25 protein-coding genes and 1 pseudogene are annotated in these 24,276 nt (G+C 38.3%); 8 read left to right on the top strand and 18 right to left on the bottom strand.

What is annotated here, in order from left to right:
- Window positions 1–334: 334 nt before the first annotated feature.
- Complete coding sequence (locus tag I589_RS07370; protein ID WP_010768742.1) at window positions 335–2,134, top strand: MSCRAMM family protein; 1,800 nt, start codon at window positions 335–337, stop codon at window positions 2,132–2,134.
- Between the two features lie 93 nt (window positions 2,135–2,227).
- On the opposite strand, the gene I589_RS07365 is transcribed toward I589_RS07370, so the two are convergent.
- The gene (locus I589_RS07365; protein ID WP_010768743.1) at window positions 2,228–3,232 is read right to left on the bottom strand and encodes a nucleoid-associated protein; all 1,005 of its coding nucleotides are present in this window, start codon (window positions 3,230–3,232) and stop codon (window positions 2,228–2,230) included.
- A gap of 178 nt (window positions 3,233–3,410) precedes the next feature.
- Window positions 3,411–3,614 (bottom strand): hypothetical protein, encoded by a 204-nt coding sequence (locus I589_RS07360; RefSeq protein ID WP_010768744.1) that lies wholly within the window; start codon window positions 3,612–3,614, stop codon window positions 3,411–3,413.
- Window positions 3,615–3,717: 103 nt separating this feature from the next.
- Between I589_RS07360 and I589_RS07355 the strand changes: the two genes are divergently transcribed.
- The 3 genes from I589_RS07355 to I589_RS07345 all read left to right on the top strand — a co-directional run bounded on the left by I589_RS07355 (window position 3,718) and on the right by I589_RS07345 (window position 5,821).
- Entirely contained in the window at window positions 3,718–4,569 is an 852-nt protein-coding gene (locus I589_RS07355; protein WP_010768745.1) for an aldo/keto reductase, read from the top strand.
- Between the two features lie 33 nt (window positions 4,570–4,602).
- Window positions 4,603–4,842, top strand: a complete 240-nt coding sequence (locus I589_RS07350; RefSeq protein WP_010768746.1) for a hypothetical protein — start codon at window positions 4,603–4,605, stop codon at window positions 4,840–4,842.
- Window positions 4,843–5,110: 268 nt separating this feature from the next.
- Window positions 5,111–5,821, top strand: a complete 711-nt coding sequence (locus tag I589_RS07345; protein ID WP_010768747.1) for a hypothetical protein — start codon at window positions 5,111–5,113, stop codon at window positions 5,819–5,821.
- Window positions 5,822–5,888: 67 nt separating this feature from the next.
- On the opposite strand, the gene I589_RS18055 is transcribed toward I589_RS07345, so the two are convergent.
- Window positions 5,889–8,345: a hydroxymethylglutaryl-CoA reductase, degradative gene (locus I589_RS18055; protein WP_010768748.1), complete on the bottom strand. Its 2,457-nt coding sequence runs from the start codon at window positions 8,343–8,345 to the stop codon at window positions 5,889–5,891.
- Between the two features lie 187 nt (window positions 8,346–8,532).
- Between I589_RS18055 and I589_RS07335 the strand changes: the two genes are divergently transcribed.
- Window positions 8,533–9,690: a hydroxymethylglutaryl-CoA synthase gene (locus tag I589_RS07335; RefSeq protein ID WP_010768749.1), complete on the top strand. Its 1,158-nt coding sequence runs from the start codon at window positions 8,533–8,535 to the stop codon at window positions 9,688–9,690.
- Between the two features lie 164 nt (window positions 9,691–9,854).
- Here the strand turns inward: I589_RS07335 and I589_RS18050 are convergent.
- The 12 genes and pseudogenes from I589_RS18050 to rpiB all read right to left on the bottom strand — a co-directional run.
- Window positions 9,855–10,034 (bottom strand): annotated as a pseudogene (locus I589_RS18050) (transposase); the annotation flags it as partial.
- 191 nt (window positions 10,035–10,225) lie between these two features.
- Window positions 10,226–12,220, bottom strand: coding sequence for a transketolase (gene tkt, locus I589_RS07330; protein WP_010768750.1), 1,995 nt, complete (start codon window positions 12,218–12,220; stop codon window positions 10,226–10,228).
- Between the two features lie 27 nt (window positions 12,221–12,247).
- The gene (locus tag I589_RS07325) at window positions 12,248–13,030 is read right to left on the bottom strand and encodes a triose-phosphate isomerase family protein (RefSeq protein ID WP_010768751.1); all 783 of its coding nucleotides are present in this window, start codon (window positions 13,028–13,030) and stop codon (window positions 12,248–12,250) included.
- Window positions 13,030–13,689, bottom strand: a complete 660-nt coding sequence (gene dhaL / locus I589_RS07320) for a dihydroxyacetone kinase subunit DhaL (RefSeq protein WP_010768752.1) — start codon at window positions 13,687–13,689, stop codon at window positions 13,030–13,032. Before dhaL ends, I589_RS07325 begins: the two co-directional genes overlap by 1 nt.
- A gap of 85 nt (window positions 13,690–13,774) precedes the next feature.
- A complete protein-coding gene (locus I589_RS07315) occupies window positions 13,775–14,539 on the bottom strand; it encodes an SDR family oxidoreductase (RefSeq protein WP_010768753.1) in 765 nt (254 codons plus the stop codon).
- Between the two features lie 47 nt (window positions 14,540–14,586).
- Window positions 14,587–15,579: a dihydroxyacetone kinase subunit DhaK gene (locus I589_RS07310; RefSeq protein ID WP_010768754.1), complete on the bottom strand. Its 993-nt coding sequence runs from the start codon at window positions 15,577–15,579 to the stop codon at window positions 14,587–14,589.
- 27 nt (window positions 15,580–15,606) lie between these two features.
- Window positions 15,607–15,948, bottom strand: coding sequence for a Lin0368 family putative glycerol transporter subunit (locus tag I589_RS07305; RefSeq protein ID WP_010768755.1), 342 nt, complete (start codon window positions 15,946–15,948; stop codon window positions 15,607–15,609).
- On the bottom strand, window positions 15,945–16,376 hold the full coding sequence (locus I589_RS07300) for a Lin0368 family putative glycerol transporter subunit (protein WP_010768756.1): 432 nt from the start codon (window positions 16,374–16,376) through the stop codon (window positions 15,945–15,947). The genes I589_RS07305 and I589_RS07300 overlap by 4 nt, the downstream gene beginning before the upstream one ends.
- 14 nt (window positions 16,377–16,390) lie before the next feature.
- On the bottom strand, window positions 16,391–16,771 hold the full coding sequence (gene dhaM / locus I589_RS07295) for a dihydroxyacetone kinase phosphoryl donor subunit DhaM (protein WP_010768757.1): 381 nt from the start codon (window positions 16,769–16,771) through the stop codon (window positions 16,391–16,393).
- A 3-nt stretch (window positions 16,772–16,774) separates the two neighbouring features.
- Window positions 16,775–17,581 (bottom strand): triose-phosphate isomerase family protein, encoded by an 807-nt coding sequence (locus tag I589_RS07290; RefSeq protein WP_010768758.1) that lies wholly within the window; start codon window positions 17,579–17,581, stop codon window positions 16,775–16,777.
- Complete coding sequence (fsa, locus tag I589_RS07285; RefSeq protein ID WP_010768759.1) at window positions 17,565–18,215, bottom strand: fructose-6-phosphate aldolase; 651 nt, start codon at window positions 18,213–18,215, stop codon at window positions 17,565–17,567. Before fsa ends, I589_RS07290 begins: the two co-directional genes overlap by 17 nt.
- A 15-nt stretch (window positions 18,216–18,230) precedes the next feature.
- Window positions 18,231–18,683: a ribose 5-phosphate isomerase B gene (rpiB, locus tag I589_RS07280; protein WP_010768760.1), complete on the bottom strand. Its 453-nt coding sequence runs from the start codon at window positions 18,681–18,683 to the stop codon at window positions 18,231–18,233.
- Between the two features lie 184 nt (window positions 18,684–18,867).
- Here rpiB and I589_RS07275 point away from each other — a divergent pair, with 184 nt between their 5' ends.
- A complete protein-coding gene (locus I589_RS07275) occupies window positions 18,868–19,629 on the top strand; it encodes a DeoR/GlpR family DNA-binding transcription regulator (protein ID WP_010768761.1) in 762 nt (253 codons plus the stop codon).
- 48 nt (window positions 19,630–19,677) lie between these two features.
- Here the strand turns inward: I589_RS07275 and I589_RS07270 are convergent, their stop codons facing one another.
- Together I589_RS07270 and I589_RS07265 are read right to left on the bottom strand one after the other, a co-directional pair.
- Complete coding sequence (locus tag I589_RS07270) at window positions 19,678–20,655, bottom strand: ABC transporter substrate-binding protein (RefSeq protein WP_010768762.1); 978 nt, start codon at window positions 20,653–20,655, stop codon at window positions 19,678–19,680.
- 5 nt (window positions 20,656–20,660) lie between these two features.
- Entirely contained in the window at window positions 20,661–21,416 is a 756-nt protein-coding gene (locus tag I589_RS07265; protein WP_245561656.1) for a polysaccharide deacetylase family protein, read from the bottom strand.
- A gap of 86 nt (window positions 21,417–21,502) precedes the next feature.
- Between I589_RS07265 and I589_RS07260 the strand changes: the two genes are divergently transcribed.
- A complete protein-coding gene (locus tag I589_RS07260; protein ID WP_010768764.1) occupies window positions 21,503–22,228 on the top strand; it encodes an ABC transporter ATP-binding protein in 726 nt (241 codons plus the stop codon).
- Window positions 22,218–22,940 carry an ABC transporter permease gene (locus I589_RS07255; RefSeq protein ID WP_010768765.1) on the top strand — a complete coding sequence of 241 codons (723 nt, stop codon included), beginning with the start codon at window positions 22,218–22,220 and terminating at the stop codon, window positions 22,938–22,940. Before I589_RS07260 ends, I589_RS07255 begins: the two co-directional genes overlap by 11 nt.
- Before the next feature lie 228 nt (window positions 22,941–23,168).
- On the opposite strand, the gene I589_RS07250 is transcribed toward I589_RS07255, so the two are convergent.
- Window positions 23,169–24,266: a tyrosine-protein phosphatase gene (locus I589_RS07250; protein ID WP_010768766.1), complete on the bottom strand. Its 1,098-nt coding sequence runs from the start codon at window positions 24,264–24,266 to the stop codon at window positions 23,169–23,171.
- Between the last annotated feature and the right edge of the window lie 10 nt (window positions 24,267–24,276).

Genomic DNA, 24,276 nt, shown 5'->3' with positions numbered 1-24,276 from the left:
GAAAGTCGTTTATTAAATTTTTTAGGAGCTCTGAGCATAACTGTAACAGTTATGTGTCTCAGAGCTCTTTTTTAGTTTTATCTTCACTCACTACTGTTTGCTTCGCCCAGTTAGTTCATCCTCAACTTGTGAGAAAACCGATAATAACTTTTGAAATTATCACGTGTCTACTTCTTACTACTTTTTTCTATCTTTCTCATTTTTTTTGACTATCAAGAAAAAAACGATAAAAAAATGAAATTTTGTGACTAATTCAAAAAAAAGAACATGATAAACTTTTATTTGAAATCACGATTATGATTTTTTGTTATTTAACTAAGAGAGGAAGTTTTATATGCAAATGAAAAGAAAAAGCTTAATCAGTTCACTTGTTATTTTTTTAGGTCTTATCAGCCAATTATTTATCAGTGTACCTGCTCTAGCGGCCGTAGACTACGGTGAACAACTGTTGACTCACAGCGAATTACAAGATGAATATGGAAATGCCAAAGATCACTTTACTCTTTATGATACGATGGTTGCACATTACGATTTTGTGATTCCAGACGATGTAGCTATACACAACGGAGATTCGATGACTATTTCACTCCCACCAGAACTAGTTATTTCTGGCAGTCTCGGCTTCGCGGTCACCGATGACTCAGGAAATATAGTTGGTCAAGCAACGGTTGACAAAGAATCTGGAAAAGTGGTCATTGTATTCACCGATTATTATGAAACTCATCCAAATGATAAAAAGGGTTCTTTCAACGTCTACACGCAATGGAATAAAGAGAACGTTACAAGTAATCAAGATGTTGAAGTCAATCTAGGAACAGGCGGATCAACAATTCATATCGATGAAGACCCTGGTGTTGGTTCAGATGAAAAATTGAGTAAATGGGGTTGGGTAGATGATAATGATCCTACACTCATTCATTGGGTTGTTCGTGTAAATTTTGAAGGAAACGAAATCCAAAATGCTGTCTATACAGATTATATTGGTGCAAACCAGCTATTAGTTCCTGGAACAGCTAATGCAACGCTAGGCTACTTTGATGCCAATAATACATTTATTTGGGAAGATGATTTAGACTCTTCAAAAATTTCTGAAGCTGCAGACGGACTCTCTTTTACGGTAAACTACGGTACATTAGAAAAATCATCTGTTATTTACTATGATACAAAAGCAACCGACAATGGTCTTTCTAGCCAGTATGAAAACTCTGGAAAGCTGACAGGAAGCAACATTGAGGAAGTCACAATAAGTGTCTACACGCCAAAAACAGGCGGAAACGGAAATGGCAGCGGCGCAAATCAATCCGTCCTTCTCACAAAAAAAGATGCAGCCACTTCTCAAGTATTAGATGGAGCAATGTTCAAGCTGCTCGATGCAAATGGAAACTTAATTAAAGAGAATTTAATTACTGATGCAAATGGACAATTAAAAGTCGAAGGATTAGCTTCAGGCAACTATTTCTTTGTGGAAACTAAAGCACCTGCAGGCTATCTACTTGATAATACACCTTTATCTTTTGAAATTGTTAAAAATCAAGAAACAGCTGTACAAGTTGAAATGACGAATATCAAAGCTTTTGGTCAAGTAATTTTGACAAAAATAGACGGCAAAACAGGTCTTGAGTTAAGCGGTGCTCTATTTGAACTACAGGATCAGAAAGGAACTAGCCTTCAGGAAAATTTACGGACAGATAAAAATGGACAGATCCATATAACCAACCTAGCACCTGGGGAATATCAGTTCATTGAGACTCAAGCTCCGGATGGTTACCAGTTAGATCAAAAACCTGTCAAGTTTACAATTAAAAAAAATGATGAGACAATTGTTTACGTTTCAAAAGAAAATACACTTTTACCAACTGTTCCCACACCCTCTGAGTCTAGCACAACTGAGTCAACGACTAGCGAATCAGCTTCCTCAGAGTCTGAAACTACTGAATCCTCTACCTCTTATTCAAGCACCGGTGCTTCTAGTGTAAGTGATGACAGCTCATCTAGGTCATCATCTAGTTCCTCTTTTGAGAGAAATAAAACGACTCATCTGCCAAAAACAGGCGAGCATCTGACAAAAGGGTTGACTATTTTAGGTGGTAGTTTGCTTTTACTAACAGGAATTTATCTTTTTAAACGACCATAAAAAAGAAGAGTACAAACCCTAATTTTTTTCATTAAGGTTTGTACTCTTCAACGCTTAACAAGCGTAACTCTTGATTGACCTCTCCGTTATTTACTACAGTCTATTCAACACTTCATCAACATTTTTAATCATCACAGACACAGTTCCGTCCGGATTGTTTACAAATTCTATTAAATCTGGATTCCGATAAACGTCAACCGGAACAATTAATTCTATTCCATTAGACATTTTAAATTTTTGCTTACCAAATTTTTTCTCAGAAATTTCTCGGACTTCACGAATAGGTGGAACATCTGAGACGAATCCCTTCTCTTTCACCTCTTCTTTAAAGGCCATTTGAGCTGTAATATTGTCTTTAAATACTCGACTGGCGATTTCTTCGTGATTAATTTGCCCCACTTCTTCAATACTGTCATAAACAGCTTCTTTAATCTCAGCAACGACATCAAATTCATCTGCGTCAAATTTTTTCCCGATTTGTTTGGCAACTTTTTGAATGACCTTCACATTTTCTTCCAATGAAGGAGCAGGTGCAGTTTCAATAACTGATTCAGAGAAATAAAGACTTTTTTCACCAGAGAATAAATACTTCTTCTCCACTAACTCATAAGTGAGCTCTTCTAAATCAACAGTGATTGCTTCGTCAGCTTTTTGAGTTTTCGACGCTAAAATAGCCCGATTAATGATTAACTTATTGGCAATTCCTTGTTCATCAGCATCTACAAAATGCGTGTATGCATCATGATAATTCACTTTTAAAAAGGCCAAATTCATTTTTGTATCTAATTCGTACAGGACAATAAACACATCCGCGCTTGGTGCATCCTCACTTTGCTGATAAATATCATACCAGCGTTGCACCATTTTTTCAGATGCTTCACCAAAATTTGTCAAACTTTCACGGGCTAAGGAAGAAAATACTCCTTCTTCTACAAGTCGTCCCGTTTTTGTTTGAGCTGAAGAAACTTTTTTTATTTTACTCGTTAAATATTCACGAATATAGGCTGTTGTCAAATCCAATTCTACTTGCGAAAATACAGGCACACCCGATTCCCGATCAATAATATGTAAAATTGCTTTTTTTAGATAAATGTCCATTTGTCCGTCTCCTTTTTTTCAACACCTTATTAGTTTAACGAAATCAAAAAAAAAATCCAGTTATTTTCTCTTCTTTTTCTTAATCCCAATAATAAAAGGAGTATCCCTCTTCTGGCTCACCAATTTTATAGCCCAATAACTCTGTCGCTCTTTTTTTGAAGAGTGTAAACCACTTTTCTCATTCTTCATCTGGCAATTCTGAATAAAATTGTAATCCACTAGGCTCTACAGAGACTTCTATCCTATGCCCCTCATCATCACGCCAAGTTGGTGGAGTCTCTCCAAACCAAAAAGGCATCTCCTTGTATAGGTTCCCCAGTAAGAGCCATACATCATCAGGCGAAGAGTAGTGAATATTCAAATTATAATTCTGTATAGTCATAAGATTGCTCCTTTTTTTCGTAAAAATATAAGCAAATAATTGCCTGTTTCTTTCTTTTTTAGGATACACTGGAAGTGGAAGAAAATATAGGAGGCGCTCATTTATGAATTCATTAACATCTACGTACAAATTATCAAACGGAATCGAAATTCCAGTCGTTGGCTTTGGCACTTGGCAAACACCTGATGGCGAGGTTGCTGTACAATCAGTAAAAGAAGCCTTGTATGCAGGTTATCGCCATATCGATACAGCACAAGGATACGGAAACGAAGAAAGTGTGGGCCGGGCAATCAGTGAAAGTGGCATCCCTCGCGAAGACATTTTTGTTACCAGCAAATTAGGAAATGGACAACACAGTTATGATCTTGTCATGCAATCGTTTGAAGAGTCTTTAAAAAAACTACAAACAGACTATTTAGATTTATTCTTAATTCACTGGCCAAATCCTTTAGGCTTTAGAGAAAACTGGGAACAAGCAAACGCTGATACTTGGCGTGCATTTGAAGAGCTTTATGAATCAGGAAAAATTAAGGCCATTGGTGTAAGTAACTTTTTACCGCATCATTTAGAGACTCTTTCTAAAACAGCAAAAATCATGCCTATGGTGAATCAAATATTCTTAGCTCCTGGAGAGCTGCAAGAGTCCGTAGTGTCCTATGCGCATGAACATCATATGTTACTAGAAGCATACAGTCCTCTTGGTACTGGGAAAATCTTTGATGTTCCTGAAATGAAACAGCTTGCTGAAACCCATAAAAAATCGATCGCTCAAGTCGCGATTCGCTGGTCTTTGCAACATGGATTTTTACCTTTGCCAAAATCTGTTACTCCAAGCCGGATAAAAGAAAATACACAAGTATTTGATTTTGAATTATCGGAAAGTGAAATGGCAACAATTGATGCTTTAGATGGCGTAGTTGGAAAGGCAATTAATCCTGATACCACTCAATGGTAAGCTGTGAATTTGTTTTGAAAGAAGGAAACTGAAATGGATGTTGAACAAACGCTAGACCAACTCTCTGAAGAGATTACACGCACCTTTCATAAAGACTTCATCTTTTTAATTTCACCCACCCTTGTTCAACACTTTCCAGCTCGAGGCTGGAGTAACAAGCAGATTGAGGATGAATTAAAAAAACGTTTAGGAGACTCTTTAATTTTTGATACTTGGCACGATCATACGATTGTCTATCAAAAAAATGACAGCCGATTGGCACTGATTCCTTAACCAAATAAATGAGTTCCTTTTATCCATTTTAAAAGGAACTTTTTTACTAGCTTATGCCCCAAGTAAAAAAAGAAAAATGTTGGTTCTATTTCTTTTTCTGGATTTTTACTTGGAGCTTTTTAAGATTTGTCCTAATTATCCCTAAAATCGTACTTTTTTATAAGTAAATTCTCATAAATCTGCTAATTTCAAGAAAATTTACAACATTTCTCTTTTCATTCTATCTGAATTTTCCTATAATCGTATGGTAAAGATAAAGGAGCGTATTATGAAAAAGAAACAGAAAAAGAAATTATTAACCCAATTTCGTCCTTCATTGGACACCATTCGTGAAAAACTATTTTCTTCTATGGAAGAAAAAATTCAGACTGACTATGGTCGATTGTTTAAATTAGGCGTTGAAAAGAAAGATAAACTATTCTTAGTTATTCATCCTGAAAAAGAATCTGGTGAAGAGCGTATCTTAATTCCAATTGACAACAATTTCACAGCGATTTTAAAACAAATTCAAGCTGGAAAACCAGCTATATTTGATAGCTTCAGAGATAAATTATTACTGGAGGTTGTTTCTATTTGGGGACAGCACCGCACGCCTCTTCAACTCGTGTCTTCCACGAAAAAAGAAGGCGCTGTTGAATCTTCTGAAGAAAAAAAAACACCGGCGTCTAAATCAGCTTCAACGGAAAAAGTTGAAAAGACTGAACCAGTGGAAGCAAAACAAGAAGAGTTGTCTACTCTTACTTTAGATGAATTGAAAGAAGCAATTTCAACTTATCCAAAATTCTTTGTTGAAACGACAAGCGACTCAGTAACTATTCATGAGCAAGCTGCGACTGGACCAAAATTACTGGCAACCATCTCAATGACTGAGCTTGATTCATTCTCAGTTGAAAAAGCACTTGATCGTAAGTACAAAGTAAAACTAACGTTAATTCCACTTATCGAAGCATTCTCAAAAACACCACTAGAAGAACGTTAATAAAAAAACAGGTATTCAGATGAGGAAAATTGGACAGAAATGTCCACCATCTGAATACCTTTTTTCTCTAGTTATTTTCTGAACGAATGGCTTGCAAGGCTTCTTCTGCCTTCGCTTTATTCATTTGACCTTGTTGCTTCAATTTTTCTGAGACAAGTTGAACTTCCTCACCCTTTGCCCCGACAGACATTGCCAGTGAACGTACCTGAAGAGACATATGTCCACGTTGAATTCCTTCAGTAACCAATGCACGAACAGCCGCGAAGTTTTGGGCAAGACCTACTGAAACCACAATTTCTGCTAGGTCAATTGCGGAATTTACCTTTGCTAAAGCTAAGGCAAGCTTTGCTTTTGGTAAAACACTAGAAGCTCCACCTACAGATGCAATCGCCATGGGCACAGTAAGCTCTCCTACCAGCACACCTTCAACAATTGACCACTTTGTTAATCCTTCATAGCGACCATTTTTTGCGGCATATGCATGACAAGCCGCAGCAACTGCACGATTGTCATTTCCAGTAGCTAAGATAACGGCATCAATCCCATTCATAATTCCTTTATTGTGAGTGACTGCCCGATAGGGATCTATGGTAGCGTATTCCGCCGCAGCCACCATCCGTTTTGCTAGTTCTTCTCCACTGAATTTGCTGGTTGTTAACTGACTCAAAGGAATCTCACACTTTGCAGTAACTAAAGACTCCGTGGCATAATTACTTAAAATACTAAACAAAATTTCCTCTTCTGGAAACCACTGACGTAAACCTGAGGTAATCCCTTCTAAGATTGTATTAACAATATTTGCACCCATAGCATCTTTTACATCAACGAGAACATCCAATGAAACAAACGTTTGCTCCTCTTTCCTAAATACTCGGGTATCAATTTTATGAATCCCTCCACCACGTTTCACAATAGATGGATAGCTTTCATTTGCCAGTGAAAAAATAGCGGTTTGTTTCTCCAAGAGTGCGGTTTGTAGCTCTTCTTCTTTTTTAACATTTCTAAAAACAATCTGTCCACGCATGAAGCGCTCGTTTACTTTTGTATAAAACCCACCTGCTTGTTGGATAATCTTTGCAGCATTACTTGCAGCAGCAATAACAGAAGGTTCCTCTGTCGCCATTGGAATAACCCTAGATTGCCCATTAATCACAAAATTCTGAGCCACGCCCAATGGTACAGCAATCTCACCAATCTGATTCTCAATCAAATGGTCAGCCATGCCCTCTGGTAAGCTAACCTCATTCCATAGCTCTGTTTGTTGTTCAACAGTAAGGGAATCTTCTTGAACTAACTGCTCTAAACGTTCTTGACGAGATAACTGATAAAATTTCTTTCGAGTCATGTCTGGCTCATCTTGTTGTTCACATTCAATCAACACCGCGAGTCCTAACCCACCACCGATACAAAGAGAAGCAATCCCTCTTTTTTTCTTATTCGCTTTTAATGCATAGGCTAAGGTCGTCAAAATACGAGCACCCGATGCCCCAATTGGATGACCTAAAGAAATTCCGCCACCATAAATATTTATTTTTTCATCTGGTAAATTCAGCTCTTTGGCTGCGGCTACAGATGTTGCTGCAAATGCTTCGTTGATTTCAAATAAGTCAATATCCTCTACTGTTAATTGATTTTTTTCGAGAAGCTTGGTAATCGCCTCATAGGGGGCAAATCCCATGTAAGCTGGGTCAACACCTACTTCTGTGTAGTCTTTAATGACCGCAAGATAAGACAGATTTTCTCTTTTTGCATAGTCTTTTGAGGAAAGCAATAAAGCGGCTGCTCCGTCACTCAGTGTTGAAGAATTACCGGCAGTGACCGTCCCACCTTCTTTAAATACGGTACGCAAAGTCCCCAGCTTTTCTAAGGTACTATTTCCTCGCACCCCCTCATCTTGAGATACTACTTTTCCTAATGGTAATTCTACAGGAGTAATTTCTTCAAGAAATTTTCCCTCTTCTATTGCATTGGCTGCTCTTTTTTGTGACTGCAGCGCAAATTGATCTTGTTGTTCTCTGGAAATTCCATATTTTTCTGCCACATTTTCTGCTGTAATTCCCATATGTGTTTGGCTGAATGCGTCAATCAATCCATCCGTTAACATACTTGAAACAGCAGGTGCATAATCATTTGTTTCTGGTTGATATGGCTCAATCATCGGTGCCTGCGACATATTCTCAGTACCACCTGCAACCATCACCTCAGCTTCTCCTAATTGAATAAGCTGTCTTGCTAAAATAACTGATTTCAATCCAGATCCGCAGACTTCGTTCACCGTCATTGCAGAGACACTCACCGGCAATCCTGCATCAATTGCAATTTGTCTTGCAGTATTTTGTCCCGCTCCAGCCTGTAATACATGACCAAAAATCACCTGATGAACATCTTTTTTTACTACTTTATTTTTATCTAAAATCGTTTCAACGACCGTCTTTCCTAATACTGCTGCACTTACCGTGCTTAATCCGCCTTTGTATTTCCCTATCGGGGTACGCGTTGCGTCAATAATTACAACCTCTTTCACGAAATACACCTCCTATGAAAATATATCATGGTTTACCAAAAAACAAAACTGTGTCTTTGTTTTGCCATTTTTTCTTCCTCAAACTTTAACAATCCTTAAAATATCATCTCTTTTTAACTACTTTTTCTTCCAAATATGATACCTTTATAGAGGAAACTTTTTTTACATACGAAAAGGAGACGTGAAAATGAATATTGGTATTGATAAATTATCCTTTTATGTGCCAAACTTATACGTTGACATGACTGATTTAGCTCATGCAAGAGATACAGACCCAAATAAATTCCATATTGGTATTGGGCAAGATAAAATGGCGGTTAACCCTGTCACACAGGACATTGTTACGCTCGGAGCAAATGCTGCTGCAAGTATTCTATCTGATTCAGATAAAGAAGAAATAGATATGGTGATTGTTGGAACCGAATCCAGCTATGATTATTCAAAAGCTTCGGCAGTCGCGATCCACCGGTTGCTAGGTATCCAACCCTTTGCACGATCATTTGAAGTAAAAGAAGCGTGTTATGGTGCAACTGCTGCACTTCAAATGGCAAAAAATTACATTTCAGAGCATCCAACTCGAAAAGTACTTGTAATTGCTTCTGATTTATCTCGTTACGGTTTGCATTCTGGTGGAGAACCCACTCAAGGAGCTGGAGCAGTTGCTATCCTTGTCACTAGCAATCCACGAATCCTAACGATTGAAAACGACAGCGTATTTTTAACTGAAGACATCTATGACTTTTGGCGCCCAAGTTATTCAGATTTTCCAATCGTAGATGGCCCGTTATCCAATGAAACATATATTCAATCATTTTCAAAGGTATGGAATCGTCACAAAGACGTCACCGGCCTTACTTTACCTGATTATGATGCTCTTTGTTTCCATATTCCCTATACAAAAATGGGTAAAAAAGCATTGCAAAGTGTCTTGCCTGAAACAGATGAACAAACACAAGAGCGCTTGATGAAACGCTATGAAGAAAGTATTACGTATAGCCGAAATGTTGGAAATTTATACACAGGTTCCCTTTTTCTTGGACTAATTTCTTTGTTGGAAGTCAGCAACGAATTGGCTGCCGGGTCTAAGATTGGCCTATTCAGCTATGGTTCTGGCGCAGTCAGTGAATTCTTTTCTGGGCGTTTAGTAGAAGGGTTTAAAGACCAGCTCGCAATCAAAGCACATCAAGAATTACTAGACACACGAACCAAGCTAACCATTTCAGAGTATGAAACAATCTTTTCTCAAACACTTCCTAAAAATGGTGAGTCTGCTGTTTTTGATGATGATACCTTATTCTCCATTGAAAAAGTGGAAAAAGACATTCGATTTTACAAAAACAAATAAGTAAATGTCCACCCGCATAGCGGGTGGCTTTTTAATAGCCCTAGAAGGGCTCACTACTTGCTGCTCCCTTCAAGGGAGCTTTTTTAAGAGACCGCCAACCGCTATCTCTCTATTTTTTTCTAGTCTTTATTTGCTAAATGGATCATTGTACTCTCTTTTACTTATACTATCTCTACCTCTTTCATTTCACACAGTTTTCTCAATATTTTCCCAATATCTTGTCTTAACTTTCCATAAATGACTTTTCGTCTGTATTTTGGTGTAAACACAATATGATACTCACAATTCCATCGAGTATGTGCTAAACTTTTATCGTCATTTGAAACAAAAAAACTCCTTTCGATTTGATAACGGTTGGTAGCCTTTATCTAGTATATCGAAAGGAGTTTTATCGCTAAAGCTACTTCTTCCACGCGCAGTACGCGTGGTTTTTTTGTTCCAATCACTTTAGCGATTGGAACCGACTAAAGTCATTAATAAAATGGACCTTGAAAGGTTAGACTACTCATCTAACCTTTCAAGGTCCGTTTACTTCTTACCATTCGTTAAATAGCGCTACGATGTTTTCTACCGTAAATCCATACTCCTTCATAATCTTATCTCCCGGTGCAGAAGCGCCAAAGTGATTGATACCAATCATTTTTCCTTCTGTTCCTGTGTAGCGTTCCCAACCAAATGGTGAGGCAACTTCAATTCCTACACGTTTTGTGACTGTTTTTGGTAGCACAGATTCTTTGTACGCTTCGTCTTGTGCTTCAAACAAATCAAAACTTGGTAGTGATACCACGGAAACATCTTTTCCTTGTGCTGCTAATTCTTTTTGTGCGGCCACAGCTAAAGCAACTTCTGATCCTGTCGCAATCAGGATTCCTTCAGGTGTTTCCCCTTTTTGTGGGGACAACACATAACCGCCTTTGGCTACATGGCTGTCTGCCAATTCGTCTGTGCCTTCTAAAACAGGAAGGTTTTGACGGCTTAAGACCAAAATAGTTGGTGTATCAGTTGATTCCATCGCAATCTTCCAAGCGGCGCGTGTTTCATTGCCATCTGCTGGACGAAGGACATGAACCCCTGGCATACAACGAACGCTCGCTAATTGTTCAATCGGTTCATGTGTTGGACCATCTTCTCCTACTGCTACAGAATCATGAGTTAATACGTAGGTTACAGGAACATTTTGAATGGCTGCTAAACGAATCGCTGGACGTAAGTAGTCGGTGAAGACAAAGAATGTTCCACCGTAGACTTTGGTTCCACCGTGTAATTGAATCCCATTCATTGCGGCGGCCATCGCAAACTCACGCACACCAAACCAAATATTTCGTCCTTCATATTGACCAGGCTCGAAATCTTTTTCTGCGGCAACCATTGTATTATTTGACCCAGATAAATCAGCGGAACCTCCCCAGAAGCTTGGGACCGCTTTTGAAATAGCTTGAATCATGTCTTTACTTGACACTCGGCTTGCTTGACTAGAACCCACTTCATAATGAGGCAATTCTTTTGCCCAATCTTCAGGAAGCTTGCCTGAGAATGCTGCTTCAAATTGTGCCGCTAATTCTGGATATGCATGCTTGTAGTTTTCAAATTGTTCATTCCATGCAGTTTCTGCTTGAATTCCTTTGTCTTGCATGGTTTCTTTAAAACGAGCGGCTACCTCTTCAGGTACTGTGAAGTCAGGATATTCCCATCCATAAACGGCTTTAGCGACCGAAATTCCTTCGTCACCTAATGGTGCGCCATGAACCGCAGAGGTTCCTTCTTTTGGTGCGCCGTAACCGATGACCGTTTTGACTTCAATTAAGGTAGGTTTATCCGTTTGTGCTTTGGCTTCTTCAATTGCGTTTGAGATAGCTTCCAAATCATTGCCGTCTTTGACAAGAATATGTTGCCAACCGTAAGCTTCGAATCGTTGACCAACATTTTCAGTAAAGGCTTTAGAAGTAGGACCATCTAATGAGATGTCGTTAGAATCGTACAACACAACCAATTTGCCTAATTTCATATGTCCAGCCATAGAAGCCGCCTCTTGAGAGACCCCTTCCATCAAATCACCGTCTCCACAAAGCGCGTACGTATAGTGATCCATTACATTAAAATGTTCACGGTTGTAAGTTGCTGCTAAGTGGGCTTCTGCCATCGCCATTCCTACAGCCATGGTAATTCCTTGACCTAATGGGCCTGTAGTTGCTTCCACACCATCTGTGTGATGAACTTCTGGATGTCCAGGTGTGCGACTTTCCCATTGACGGAAATTTTTTAAATCATCCATCGTCACATCATAGCCTGCAAGATGCAGCAAGCTGTAAAGCATTGCTGACCCGTGTCCTGCAGAAAGAACAAAGCGGTCGCGGTCCACCCAGTTAGTTGAAGTTGTTGGGTTTACTTTTAAGTGCTTGGTCCAAAGTGCATACGCCATAGGAGCTGCGCCCATTGGCAATCCTGGATGACCTGAATTGGCTTTTTGAATGGCTTCAATACTTAAAGTACGAATTGTATTAACGCCTAGTTGATCTGTGTTGTCGAACATTTACTCACTTCTTTCTCTCAAAACTTTTTAGCGTATTTCTAATTTATTTTCTTCAATAACTGAAACAACTTCCGCATACCGATGAGGTTCACTCCCAAATCGTCCTACCAAAACCCCATCAATTCCTTCATCAGAAGTGATTAAACGAGCATTTTCAGGGCTGACAGAGCCTCCGTAAATAACACGAACCTCTTGAACAACTTTGCTTGGATAAAACTCCTCTAAAATCGAACGAATCAAACGACCCACCTCATGTATGTGAGGCGCACTCGCTGCACGTGTTTGACCAACCGCCCATTGAGGCGTATAAGCAATAATCACTTGAGCCAACTGCTCCTTCGGCAACTCAAATAATGCATTAAATAATTGTCTTTTTAATTGACTGTAGGGTAAGGTTTCTAACTCTTTTTCTTTTTCGCCAACGCATAGAATGGGAGAGATTCCATATTCAATTGCTAATCTTAGTTTTTTGTTGATCTGTTCATCCGTCTCACCATATAATTCACGTCGCTCCCAGTGACCAAGCTCAACATATTTGCCGCCGCAATCAACCAAAGACTCGATAGAATATTCCCCCGAATATTCTCCCTGTGCATCTGCAGCAATCGTTTGTGCCCCTAATCCAATGGTTGTATTTTTGGTGACTTCTGCCACAGCAGACAACGTTCCCATAGAGGGAAAGATAATCTTCTCTACTTCATTTTCTTGATTTAACTGTTGAATTAACGTCGTTGCAAAGCGAACTGCATCTTCTTTTTTATTTTGTCTCATTGCCCAGCTCATGGCGACAATCGGTTTTCGGCTATTCATTATATTTCACTTCTAACTTTCAGATTTTTGTTAAATATATCCATCAACATCCAAGAAGACTCTGAACCTGGATCTTTATGCCCAATTGCTCGTTCCCCTAAACGCATCGCTCGACCTTTATTTGCAACTAAAGGAATTGTACTTTCTGCCCCTTTTTTCATAACCTCAATAAACTTCTCAAAAAATTGATACGGATCTTCTTCTACCTGATAGGTTTCTAGGACTTCTAGCCCTGGAAGAAATGCGTCTATCATCGTTTTGTCCCCTACTTGGGCCTTACCACGATGCTGTACTGCTGCAATCCCATTCTTAATCATTCCCAAAAACTCTGAGTAACTAACCTGATTTTTCCCAGTAACGTCTTCTCCCATTTTCATGAAGAAACTCCCATATAAAGGACCTGAAGCACCGCCAACTTTTGAAAGCAAAATCATACCAGATTTCTTCAAAAGGCTGTGAATATCTTCAGTTTCTTCATACAAGTCATTCATTTGAGCTGAAATTCCTCTGAAGCCAATACTCAGATTGACTCCATGATCTCCATCCCCTATATCAGAATCTAAAGATGTCCAATAATCACGTTGTTCCTCTGTCAATTTTGCCATATCTAGTAATGATTGTTTAAAAAATGCCTTATCCAAGTATAATTGTTCACTCATTTTCCAGTCCTCCATATCATTGAAAATCCAAGGAAAGCCATCACTATTTTAGAAAATGGCTTTTTCTTGGACTTATATAGTTTTTCTATTTAATAGTATAGCCACCATCAATGACCATATTTTCTCCAGTCATTAAGTTAGAGGCATCTGATGCTAAGAATAGTGCACAGGCAGCGACTTCTTCCGGATAGCCAAAACGGCCTGCTGGAATTTGTTTCTTCATATCTTCTCCAACTTGACCAGCCCAAGCTTTTTTCCCTAGTTCAGTCAGAATAACGGTTGGTGAAATACAGTTCACATTTACGTTAAATTGTGCCCATTCGTAAGCAAGAACTTTCGTCATTGAAACAATAGCCCCTTTACTTGCACAATAAGCTACGTGATTATCCAGCGCAACGACAGCAGCTTGTGAAGCCATGTTGATAATTTTTCCACCACCAGACTTGATGAATTCATTCCCAATTGCTTGTGCAACCAAAAAGCTCCCCTTCACATTAATAGCAAATGTCTTATCCCAATACTCTTCAGATAAGTTTTCAGCATCATCCAACAACGCAACACCAGCAGAGTTTACCAGCAAATCAATCTTATTATATACTGCCAATGTTTCTTTAATTGCTGTCTCTACTTGTACTTTGCTAGTAACATCAACCGTAAACCCAATCGCGGCTTCGCCAAATGTAGCTTTTGCTTCTTCAGCTGCTGTTGGTTTTACATCAAAAATTGCTACTTTTGCACCTTTCTTAATATATAATTCTGCAATAGCTTGACCAATGCCGCTTAGTCCACCTGTAATCACTGCCACTTTATTTTCTAAACCGAAATTAATATCAAATCCTGTATAGTCCATCTTTCATTTCTCCTTTAGTTTCTTTTTTATTTTTTGTTCTTTATAGCCTATAATTTATAGTACGGGGTATCACATGGTGCATCTAATAATTCCTTTAATTCGCTGTCTAATTTCACTAACGTTACTGACATACCAATCATATCCATTGATGTCGCATAGTTCCCAACCTCTGAACGATGAATGTTAATTCCCTTTTCTTCAAGAATTTGGAAAACTCTTCGATAACAGATATACTGATCCATTACAGGTAAACCACCTAACCCGTTTAACAGAACATACACCTCATCTCCTTTTGAAAGAGGAGCATCTGCTAAAATATGTGTCATAATTTCATCAACTACTTTATCTGCCGGATCAATTTTTCGTCTTTCTAAACCTGGCTCTCCATGAATACCCATGCCAATCTCCATATCTCCATCTTCCATGAAGAAAATTTCTTTTCCAGTAACTGGAAGTGTGGAAGAAGAAAGGGCAACTCCCATTGAGTATGTGCTGTCATTTGCTTTTTGCGTTACGGCAGTTACTTTATCTAAATCATACCCTTTAGCTGCGGCACTTCCTGCCACTTTAAAAACCGGAACATCTCCTGCAATCCCACGGCGATTTTCTCGAGCTTTTGCAGAGCATACGTCATCTGTTACTAATACCGTTTCTACACGAATTCCTTCTTCTTCTGCCATTTCAACAGCCATATCAAAGTTCATGACATCCCCAGAATAGTTCCCATATAAAAAGATGCAGCCTTTTCCTGAATCTACAGCTTTTACAGAACGATAGCATGCATCTGGAGCTGGAGAAGTATTAATATTGCCCACAACTGCAGCATCCGCAAAATCCTTTCCTACATACCCTAAAAATAAGGGTTCATGACCTGAACCGCCCCCCACAATCACTCGTACACGTGGTTCGTCACTCATCATGTTACTTACTACAACACGCTGACTTTCCTCATCTAACTTGACATATTTTTGATTTGCATGTGCATATCCTTCCAACATTTCTTCTACTACGTCATAACCATCATTTACTAATCGTTTCATTTTCTTCCCTCTTTCTATTTTCCATTTTTATAAAAATAAGAATAAGAGCGCTGCTCCAGCAATTCCACCTGATATTGCTGCGATTACATTTTTAGTTGATTTCTTCGCACTCATTCCTAATCTAGCAGTAGCTACCCAACACCCAATACCTGCCGCTAACCCCATGTCTACCCATGATGCACCTGATTGAAATATCATAGGTGTACCAATTCCATGGTTTAACGTCCAAATTGTACCTGTAATAAACGCCGCTGCCATGAATCCTCCTATAGGACCCCAAGAGTCTACCATCTTTCCCCAAGCCATTCGGATGAAAAATGGAAAAAGAAACCCACCGGCAAATGTTGCAACACCAATTGCCACAGTCATATCTCTACCCCTCCTTGAACATCCAGTTTTTCCATCTCTTCTTCAGCCATTCCTGGTTCAGGAACATGTTCATGTACTTCTTTTGCCATATCTTTTTCTATTGCTGCCGCTACAAGTCCTCCTGCAACAGCTCCTAAAGAGACAAGAAAAATAGTTGGAAGAGAATCAACAAAACTTTGCGTACCAGTTAAAAACATATCCCGAAAAATTCCACAAACTCCAATTGCCAGTCCCATATCTACGAATGCAGCATCATTTTTATTATCCACAAGATTTATATAATGGTTCATAAACCAAAGTGGTCCCACAAGAATGGTTGCAGCCAAGTATCCGCCAAAAATTCCACCCGCTTCAGTCAATTGTCCCCATACGGCCATCACAAGAACACCAGCTATCATATAGCCAATAAAAGACCGAATAAACTTCATGAGAAAACACTCCTTTATAAATGATTTAATTCTTGTAAGACAAGCTCTTTTGACTGACCGATTGATAGTTGGACTGCAGCTGCAAACGCGCCTTCAACTAATGGACAATCCGTTAAAATAATTTTCTTCTGTAATTCTTCTGACGTCATATCAATCGCTGTCTCCGCACTCAAGATAGCGCTACCAATATCGCAGAAAATATATATATTTTCAGATGAAGCGCTTGATTCAATACAGGAAAGTATCTTCATTGCATCCGTTCCCAAGCGACCATCTTCTGTCCCACCAAGCGAATGCAACGGAACTTTACTTTCCTCACCGATCATCTCCTCAATCATTTCTTTTAAACCATCGGTAATCTTCTTACTGTGAGAAACTAGTAATACACTGTCCACCTATTATTCCTCCTTCATTTGACTGACTCTCTGAATAATTTCTAAAAATTGATTGACTTCATGACCAAAACGACCAACGAATACGCCATCTACTTCTTGATGATCCACTATTTCACTTACTTCTGTTAAAGAAACAGATCCCCCATAAATAATCCGGATGTGTTCTGCAATTTCTTTAGTAAAGAGCCGTTCGCAGCAACGTCGGATACATGTATGCGAACGATGAATATGTGCAATACTAGCTGGTTTCGCTTGACCAATTGCCCATCCCGGCTCATAAGCAAGGATAACGTTCACGACTTTCTCTTCATTTATCTCTGACAAAAGCTCTTTCAATTGTTCCATCAATATTTCTTCTAACATTTGCCCCTCACATTTGATGGTCTCACCAATACATAAGACTGGGATCATTGATTCTGATAAAGTTAAATGAATTTTTTCTTTTATTTGTTGATTTGTCTCAAAAAAAAGGGTTTTCCTTTCAAAATGACCTAATTCAACATAACGACCACCAAGTGCTATTAAACTCTCTATAGAAAATTCTCCCGTATATGCACCATTTTTTTGTGGGGCTATATTTTGCGCACCAAACCCTAGATTGCTTCCCTTACAGAAACGAGCTACAGTTTCAATGGTTCCCATACTTGGAAATAAGAAGCATTCCATAAATTCTGTTTTACTCTCTTTTAGCCCCAAAATAATTTCTTCGACAAGTAGACCAACTTCTTCTGGCTTATTCAAATAGTTTTTATAGCTCATTGCAACAATCGGGGTTCTTTTTTTATAAAATTGGCTACTTATTTTTTTCAAAATTTTCCCAATCTTTCATAAATGCGGCAATTCCTGAGTCTGTCAATGGATGGCTCCACAATTTAGGGAATAGATTTCCTGGGATTGTTGCAATATGAGAACCAGCAAGCGCCACCTTCTCAACATGTTGAATATTCCGAACACTTGCAGAAATGATTTCTGTCTCAAAGCCAAATCGGTCAAATACTTGTCTCAAACCTGAAACTAGAGCAAGCCCATCTGATGAAATATCATCCAGTCTACCTAAAAATGGACTGACATAAGTTGCACCAGATTTTGCTGCCATCAATCCTTGCGCCACTGTGAAAACAAGTGTTACATTCGTTTTTATTCCTTTTTGAGACAGGATATGTACGGCACGAAGTCCATTTTCTGTCATTGGAATTTTTACAACAACATTACTCGCCCATTTTGAAACACGTTCTGCTTCTTCGATCATTCCCTCAGTTTCCAAAGAAATCACTTCGGCACTCACAGGTCCTTTAACAGTTTGAGAAATCTCCTTAATTACTTCTTCAAAATCTCTTCCTTCTTTAGAAATGATCGTTGGATTGGTCGTCACCCCATCAACAAGTCCTAATTCATTAATTCGTTTAATTTCTTCAATATTTGCCGTATCCAAGAAAAATTTCATCTCTCTCTTCCTTTCCTATCTATTTTCCATTTCCATAATCTCTTCAACTTTTCTTGCAGAGTTTTTTCCTGATCCCTCAAATGAAAAATCCGCTGACAAGTAAGCACTTACAATTTTCTTAGCTAATTCCACACCTACTACTTTTGAACCAATCGTAATAATTTGCGCCTGATTGCTAAGTTCCGCGCGCTCTGCTGAGTAGGTATCATGTGTTTGAGCGGCACGAATTCCTTTTACTTTATTTGCAGCTAATGCCATTCCAATCCCTGTTCCACAAAACAAGATACCACGTTCTGCTTCCTTATTTAGGATTCCCTCTGCTACTTTAGCTGCTACTCGAGGATAATCCACCGGATCTTTACTGTAAATTCCATAATCAACTACTTCAAATCCTTCACCTTCTAAATAGCGTTTTAATTCTTCTTTTAATTCAAATGCATTTATATCTGCCCCTACTGCTACTTTCATTTGCTTGCACCTCTCTTTTGTTTATATCCAAAATATTATCATATATTTTCGATTAGTCAATACTATTTTTCGTTTATTTTCGTTTTATTGTCGTTTTTTAAATAAACGAAAGTTTAATTATTGATTACTTTCATATTATTCGTTATAATAAAGGTAATAAAATTTAGAACAGGATGAATCGATAATGTTTACAAATGAGCGAAGACAAAAAATACTGGAGATGCTGGAAAAGAAGCACTCTGTAACGGTAGAAGAATTAGTTACTTGCTTTGATGTATCAGCTGCTACAATTAGGAGTGATTTAAATAAACTAGCAGAAACAGACTTACTTATTCGTACACATGGTGGTGCAACAAAAAATGATGAAAAAGCAATTACAGAAGCCGAACGAGCATATGACATCCGTAAAAGTGTCAATTTGGCAGAAAAACAAGTCATTGCAAAAAAAGCGATTCGTTATATCCACGCAAATGATTGTATTTTATTGGATGCAAGCTCTACTTGTTATGAATTGGCGCAGCTTCTTCTTGAATACACTGAGCCACTAACTGTTTTAACGAGCGGATTGCGAACAGCAAGTCTGTTAAAAGAAAATGGCCAGATGACAGTTATTGTTTTAGGGGGAATTGTCACACCAAACTCGAATGCAATTGAGGGAAGCTTAGGAATTGATCTTTTAAAGAAATTTAACATTGATACATTTTTCACATCTAGCTATGCGATTTCTGCAAAAGATGGCTTATCTGATTTTAAAATGTATGAAGCAGAATTAAAAAAATTAATGATTAAAGAATCAGAACAAACTATTGCTCTAATTGATAGTACTAAATTTGAAAAAAAATCAATTATAAATTTTGCTACACTCCAGGAGATTCAGCTGATTATCAGCGATGGAAAGTTACCGAATGAAACAACCTCCATTTATGAAAATATTTCTATAGTTTAAAAAAAGCCGAGTAGCTGTCCTTATGACCACTACTTGGCTTTTGTTTTCTTAGTTAGCAATTCCTGAAAAATCAGTTAAATCTTCGTATTTATAGGCTTCATCAATCTGTTTCTTATCTTTTGCCCATTGGATAATGCTGTCAAATTGCTCTTTTGTCACTGCTTTTGCGTGAGGATACTTCTCCTTCTTACTATCTAGGTACTGACTCATAGCATCAGGAAATTGATAGGTGGTTAAAATGTCTGCATATTCACTTGCTTTGTGTTCATTCATATAATCAATAGCTTGATTGTATGCTTTGTAAAAGGCTTGAACATCCTGTGGCCGTTCTTTGAGTATCCCATCCATAAATTGAATAGTTCCGCCATTGATTCCCAAATCTTGTGAGCTGCCTAGAATGACCGCACCTTGTTTTTCAAGCATGCTTGCTTGTGGCTCTGTATAAACCGCACCATCTACTTGACCATTCAGCAATGCTTCTGAGCGTGCAGAAAATGAAGCAATATCTACTATCTCATAAGTAAACTCATCTTTTTTGGCAAATTCATCCATAATGTATTCTAAGATAAAGTTTGGCACAAGCGTTACTGTGTGTTGATCTAGCTGTTTCATTTCTGTAATTTTTGACTGTGGCGAAGCCAATACCTTAAAGTCTTCAAGAATTCCTGAGGTGATTTTCATGTCAATCCCATTTTTCTTAAAGGTAGCCTCCGTCATAACATCACTAATTGTGCCATCCAATGCTTTTGACTGAATCGCTACATTTCGATCATTTGGTGAAGTAAATGCTTTAATTTCAACTGCTAAACCTGCTTTTTCAAAGAACCCCTCTTCTTTAGCAATAATGATAGGAATAGCCGATTCCGCTGGTAAAATACCGATAGTCAATGGTTCATCCGTTACTTTTGCAGCAGAGCTTTCCTTTGTTGATTCGTTAGCTGAATCTTTTGTCTGTCCATTTCCGCAGCCACCTAAGCCTGCCACACTTAATAAAACAATCCCTAACCCTAAAATAAATTTTTTCATTTTTTCTACGCCTCTTCCTTCATTAACAATTGAAATGCCTGTAAACTCATCGCTTCTGGTATCACTTCTCTATGCAATTCTAGCGGTGGTGTTTCCAGAGAATTCCAGCCCGATTTTGTTGTAAACGCCAATCGGAAGTTCATTTCCTCTAAAATACTCACTGTTTCCTGATTGTAGAGTCCAAATGGATAAGCAAACACATCCTTATGCGTAACGAACTGATTACATTCAAGAATATCCTCTTCCACCCGTCCCTTAGGCTCCCACATAGGTTGTGATAATGTCGTGCCCTTTCTTTTATGAAAATGCGTCGTGTGATTCGCCGTTTCAAAAACGTCTGCCATCGCTTCCACTTCTTTTACACTCAAACACTGTGAACGTTCTGGATGATAGGTTTCTTCCTCAGAAAATAGCCAGCCTTTGACAACAAAAACGGTCGCCTTCATATTTGCCTTTTTTAAAATTGGATAGGCATACTCTTTCAACGATTGATAACAGTCGTCAAATGTCAGGAATACAGACTTTTCTGGGAGTTGTTGATTTTTTTCATAAAATGCTTTAATTTCATTTACTGTTAAGCAATGATATTTTTGTTCCTGTAAAAAGTTTATTTGTTCTTGAAAATGCGCTACACTAACATACAGTGGCATGGGTAATGAATCTTCGTATCCATCAGCAACTTGAATGGGTCTTTGGCCTAATGCAAGCTCACTTTCTGGGCGAACTTCATGAAATACAAGTGTTCGAAACACACGTTTCACCTTTCCTTCTGATTGAATTTTCCTTAGATAGTATAGCATAATAATAGAATTTTGTGTGTTTACTCACAATGAAAAAGGAGCCTGTTATGAAAATCGAAGTAAATAGCCTGACCTTTGGCTATGAAAAAAAAATGCTTTTTAACCAATTAAATTTTTCCTTTTTACAAGGAAAAACCTATGCGTTAGTTGGGAAATCTGGAAATGGAAAGAGTACTTTACTCAATCTTTTAAAAGGATTTGAGCAACCTCAACAAGGAAGCATTCGTTACGAAGAAACAACAACAAACAAAATCGAATTGATTTTTCAGGAGCTGCTTCTTTTTGATTGGCAAACTGTGGAGCAAGCGATTGAACTACCTTTACTCATTTCAAATGTGGAAAAAAAGAAACGAAAAGAAAAAATAGCTACGCTTCTTACCGAATTTCATCTTGAAGAGCTAGCCAATCGGTTTCCCAACCAACTTAGCGGCGGGCAAAAACAGCGGGTAGCAATGGCACGCGGATTGATAACGAATCCTGATTTTTTATTGCTAGACGAACCCACCTCCTCTTTAGATCAGGAAACCAAAGAAGACGTACAGTCATTTATTTTAGAGGAACAAAAAAAGCGAGAAAATACACTAATAGTGGTTACACATGATATTGAGGAAGCAGCTTATTTAGGGGAAACGATTTTACTGCTGGAAAACCAGACCCTCTCTGTCTACGAAAACCCGACATTCGCTCTTGAAAACCGTCGGGAAACCCTTGAGTTCTATGAATTTTGTATTCAGCTGCGAATGGCAATAAGAGGAGGTACTCATGAAAATTAAACCGTTTGTTTCCTTTATCACAGGTCTTTTTTCTTTTATCGCGTTATGGACCCTACTCTATTTCGCAATTCAAAACCATTCGATTCCCAGTCCCTTAGCTGCGCTTCAAAAAGCTTGGATGATTAAACAGACATTACTGCTGCACACTGGCGCTAGTTTTCTGCGTATCATTGTTGCGTTGGGCATCTCACTGCTTATAGGGATTCCTCTGGGGATTTTACTAAGTCGTATAAAGAGGTTAGACAAGTATTTAGGCCCGCTAATTTATTTCTTGTATCCTCTGCCAAAAGTTGCATTTTTACCTGTATTCATGATTTTCTTTGGGTTAGGAAACACCTCCAAAGTTCTATTAATTTTTGCCATCATTTCCATCCAAGTCATTGTCTCCATTCGAGATGGTGTAAACAGTATTCCTAAAAACTATTATCGCTTAATGGAAAATTACGGCAGTACTTCGTGGCAAACCATTCGTTATCTGATTCTTCCAGCGATACAAAAGAATCTTTATGCTAGTCTGCGTGTAAGCGTGGGTATCTCTTTAGCTTCTTTATTTTTTGCTGAAAATTATAATACCACGTACGGTTTGGGCTACCTTATCTTAAGTGCGTGGGCAAAAATGGACTATCCAGAAATGTTCGTCGGCATACTCATGATTGGGATAGTAGGCTTCGCGTTTTTCAGCGGAATAGATTCTCTTGAAAAAAAGAAATAAAAAACATGCGCATCCTAAACTAGAATAACCTCTAGCGTTTGGATACGCATGTTTTTGTATCGAGAGTACGATTATTATAGGGATCTTTTTTCAACTAAGCATTGGACTTCTTGCTTCCTACCAGGTTAAAAACAAAGAAAATTCTTTTATATGCCTTCAATAGTATCACTCTATTAATAGAAAAAGATTCACAATAGACTCTCCAAATAATATCTTTGATTCCACTCGTCACTTCCAACGATTCAAAATGTTTTGCCTATCCTTTTCGTTATAAAGATACGTTGATTTCAACCGCTGAATATCAGAATCCGTAACGTCTAGTTTTTCTTTGGCATATGCCTCAATCGTTCCAAATTCTTTTTCCATTACATGGAAGGCTCCATCTAAATAATCTACTTTTGTTTGTTGTAAAGAAGCTAGATAGTCTAACACAAAAGCATTGTCAGTATACTGTTTATAAATCGCCATTCGCATTTCATTTCGCGGACGATTATACGTATCTGTCAATAAATAATCCTGATAGATGGTTTTCTTATCCACACCAAGCAGCCCAAGTATCAAAGCTGCCCCCCATCCAGTCCGGTCTTTTCCACCCTGACAATGAAAAATTAGTGCCTTAGGTTCTGCTGTTTGGTTCACCATTTTTAAAAATATTGAGTAAGCGGCCTGTGATTTTTCTGTCATCACTAAATCGTGCATTTGCTGAATCATTTGTTTTTGCCATTTGATTAATGTGGCTTGTCCTTCTGCTGTGCTCGCCAGCTGCTCAAGCATGTGTACTTTCACTTCATCTTTATTACTTGTCCCTTGACTTGGTACCTCACTTGCTTTTTTAGCAACCTCCGCATGCGGATCTAGTTCAACGTGGTCAGTTTCTCCCATATCTTTATCTGGATTTTTTTCTATTTCTCCCGGTGAGCGAAGATCAATTACTGTCTTTATGTCCATCTGTTTCAAATATCGTTGATCTTCTACAAGTAAATGATCTGGTGCATCACTCCGAAACAAATAGCCCCATTTCGTCATCTGCTTCTCTTTGGTAACATAGCCCCCTAAATCGCGGCAATTATACAAACCATTGATGGACACTCTTCTTTCAGCCCCAACATAGACTTGTTGATTATCTATACCTGCAACATAAATTCTTTGATTAGAAGACACCTCAGAGAGATCTATCTGCTTTTCTCCATTTAATAAAAACTCTTTTTTGTAGACCTTATTTGAAAAGCTAGGATCCGTCGTATAAAGAAGCGTTTGCGGCTCGTTTAAAAACTCTCCTGTAAGTAACAGCTTCTCTTGTTCTCTGGTGATGTTTAGTTTTTTCATACACGATTCA

The sequence above is a fragment of the Enterococcus phoeniculicola ATCC BAA-412 genome, assembly GCF_000407505.1.
GTDB lineage: Bacteria > Bacillota > Bacilli > Lactobacillales > Enterococcaceae > Enterococcus_K > Enterococcus_K phoeniculicola.
Note: the sequence above shows the minus strand (reverse complement) of the source record. Positions and strands in the feature narration are given on the sequence as shown.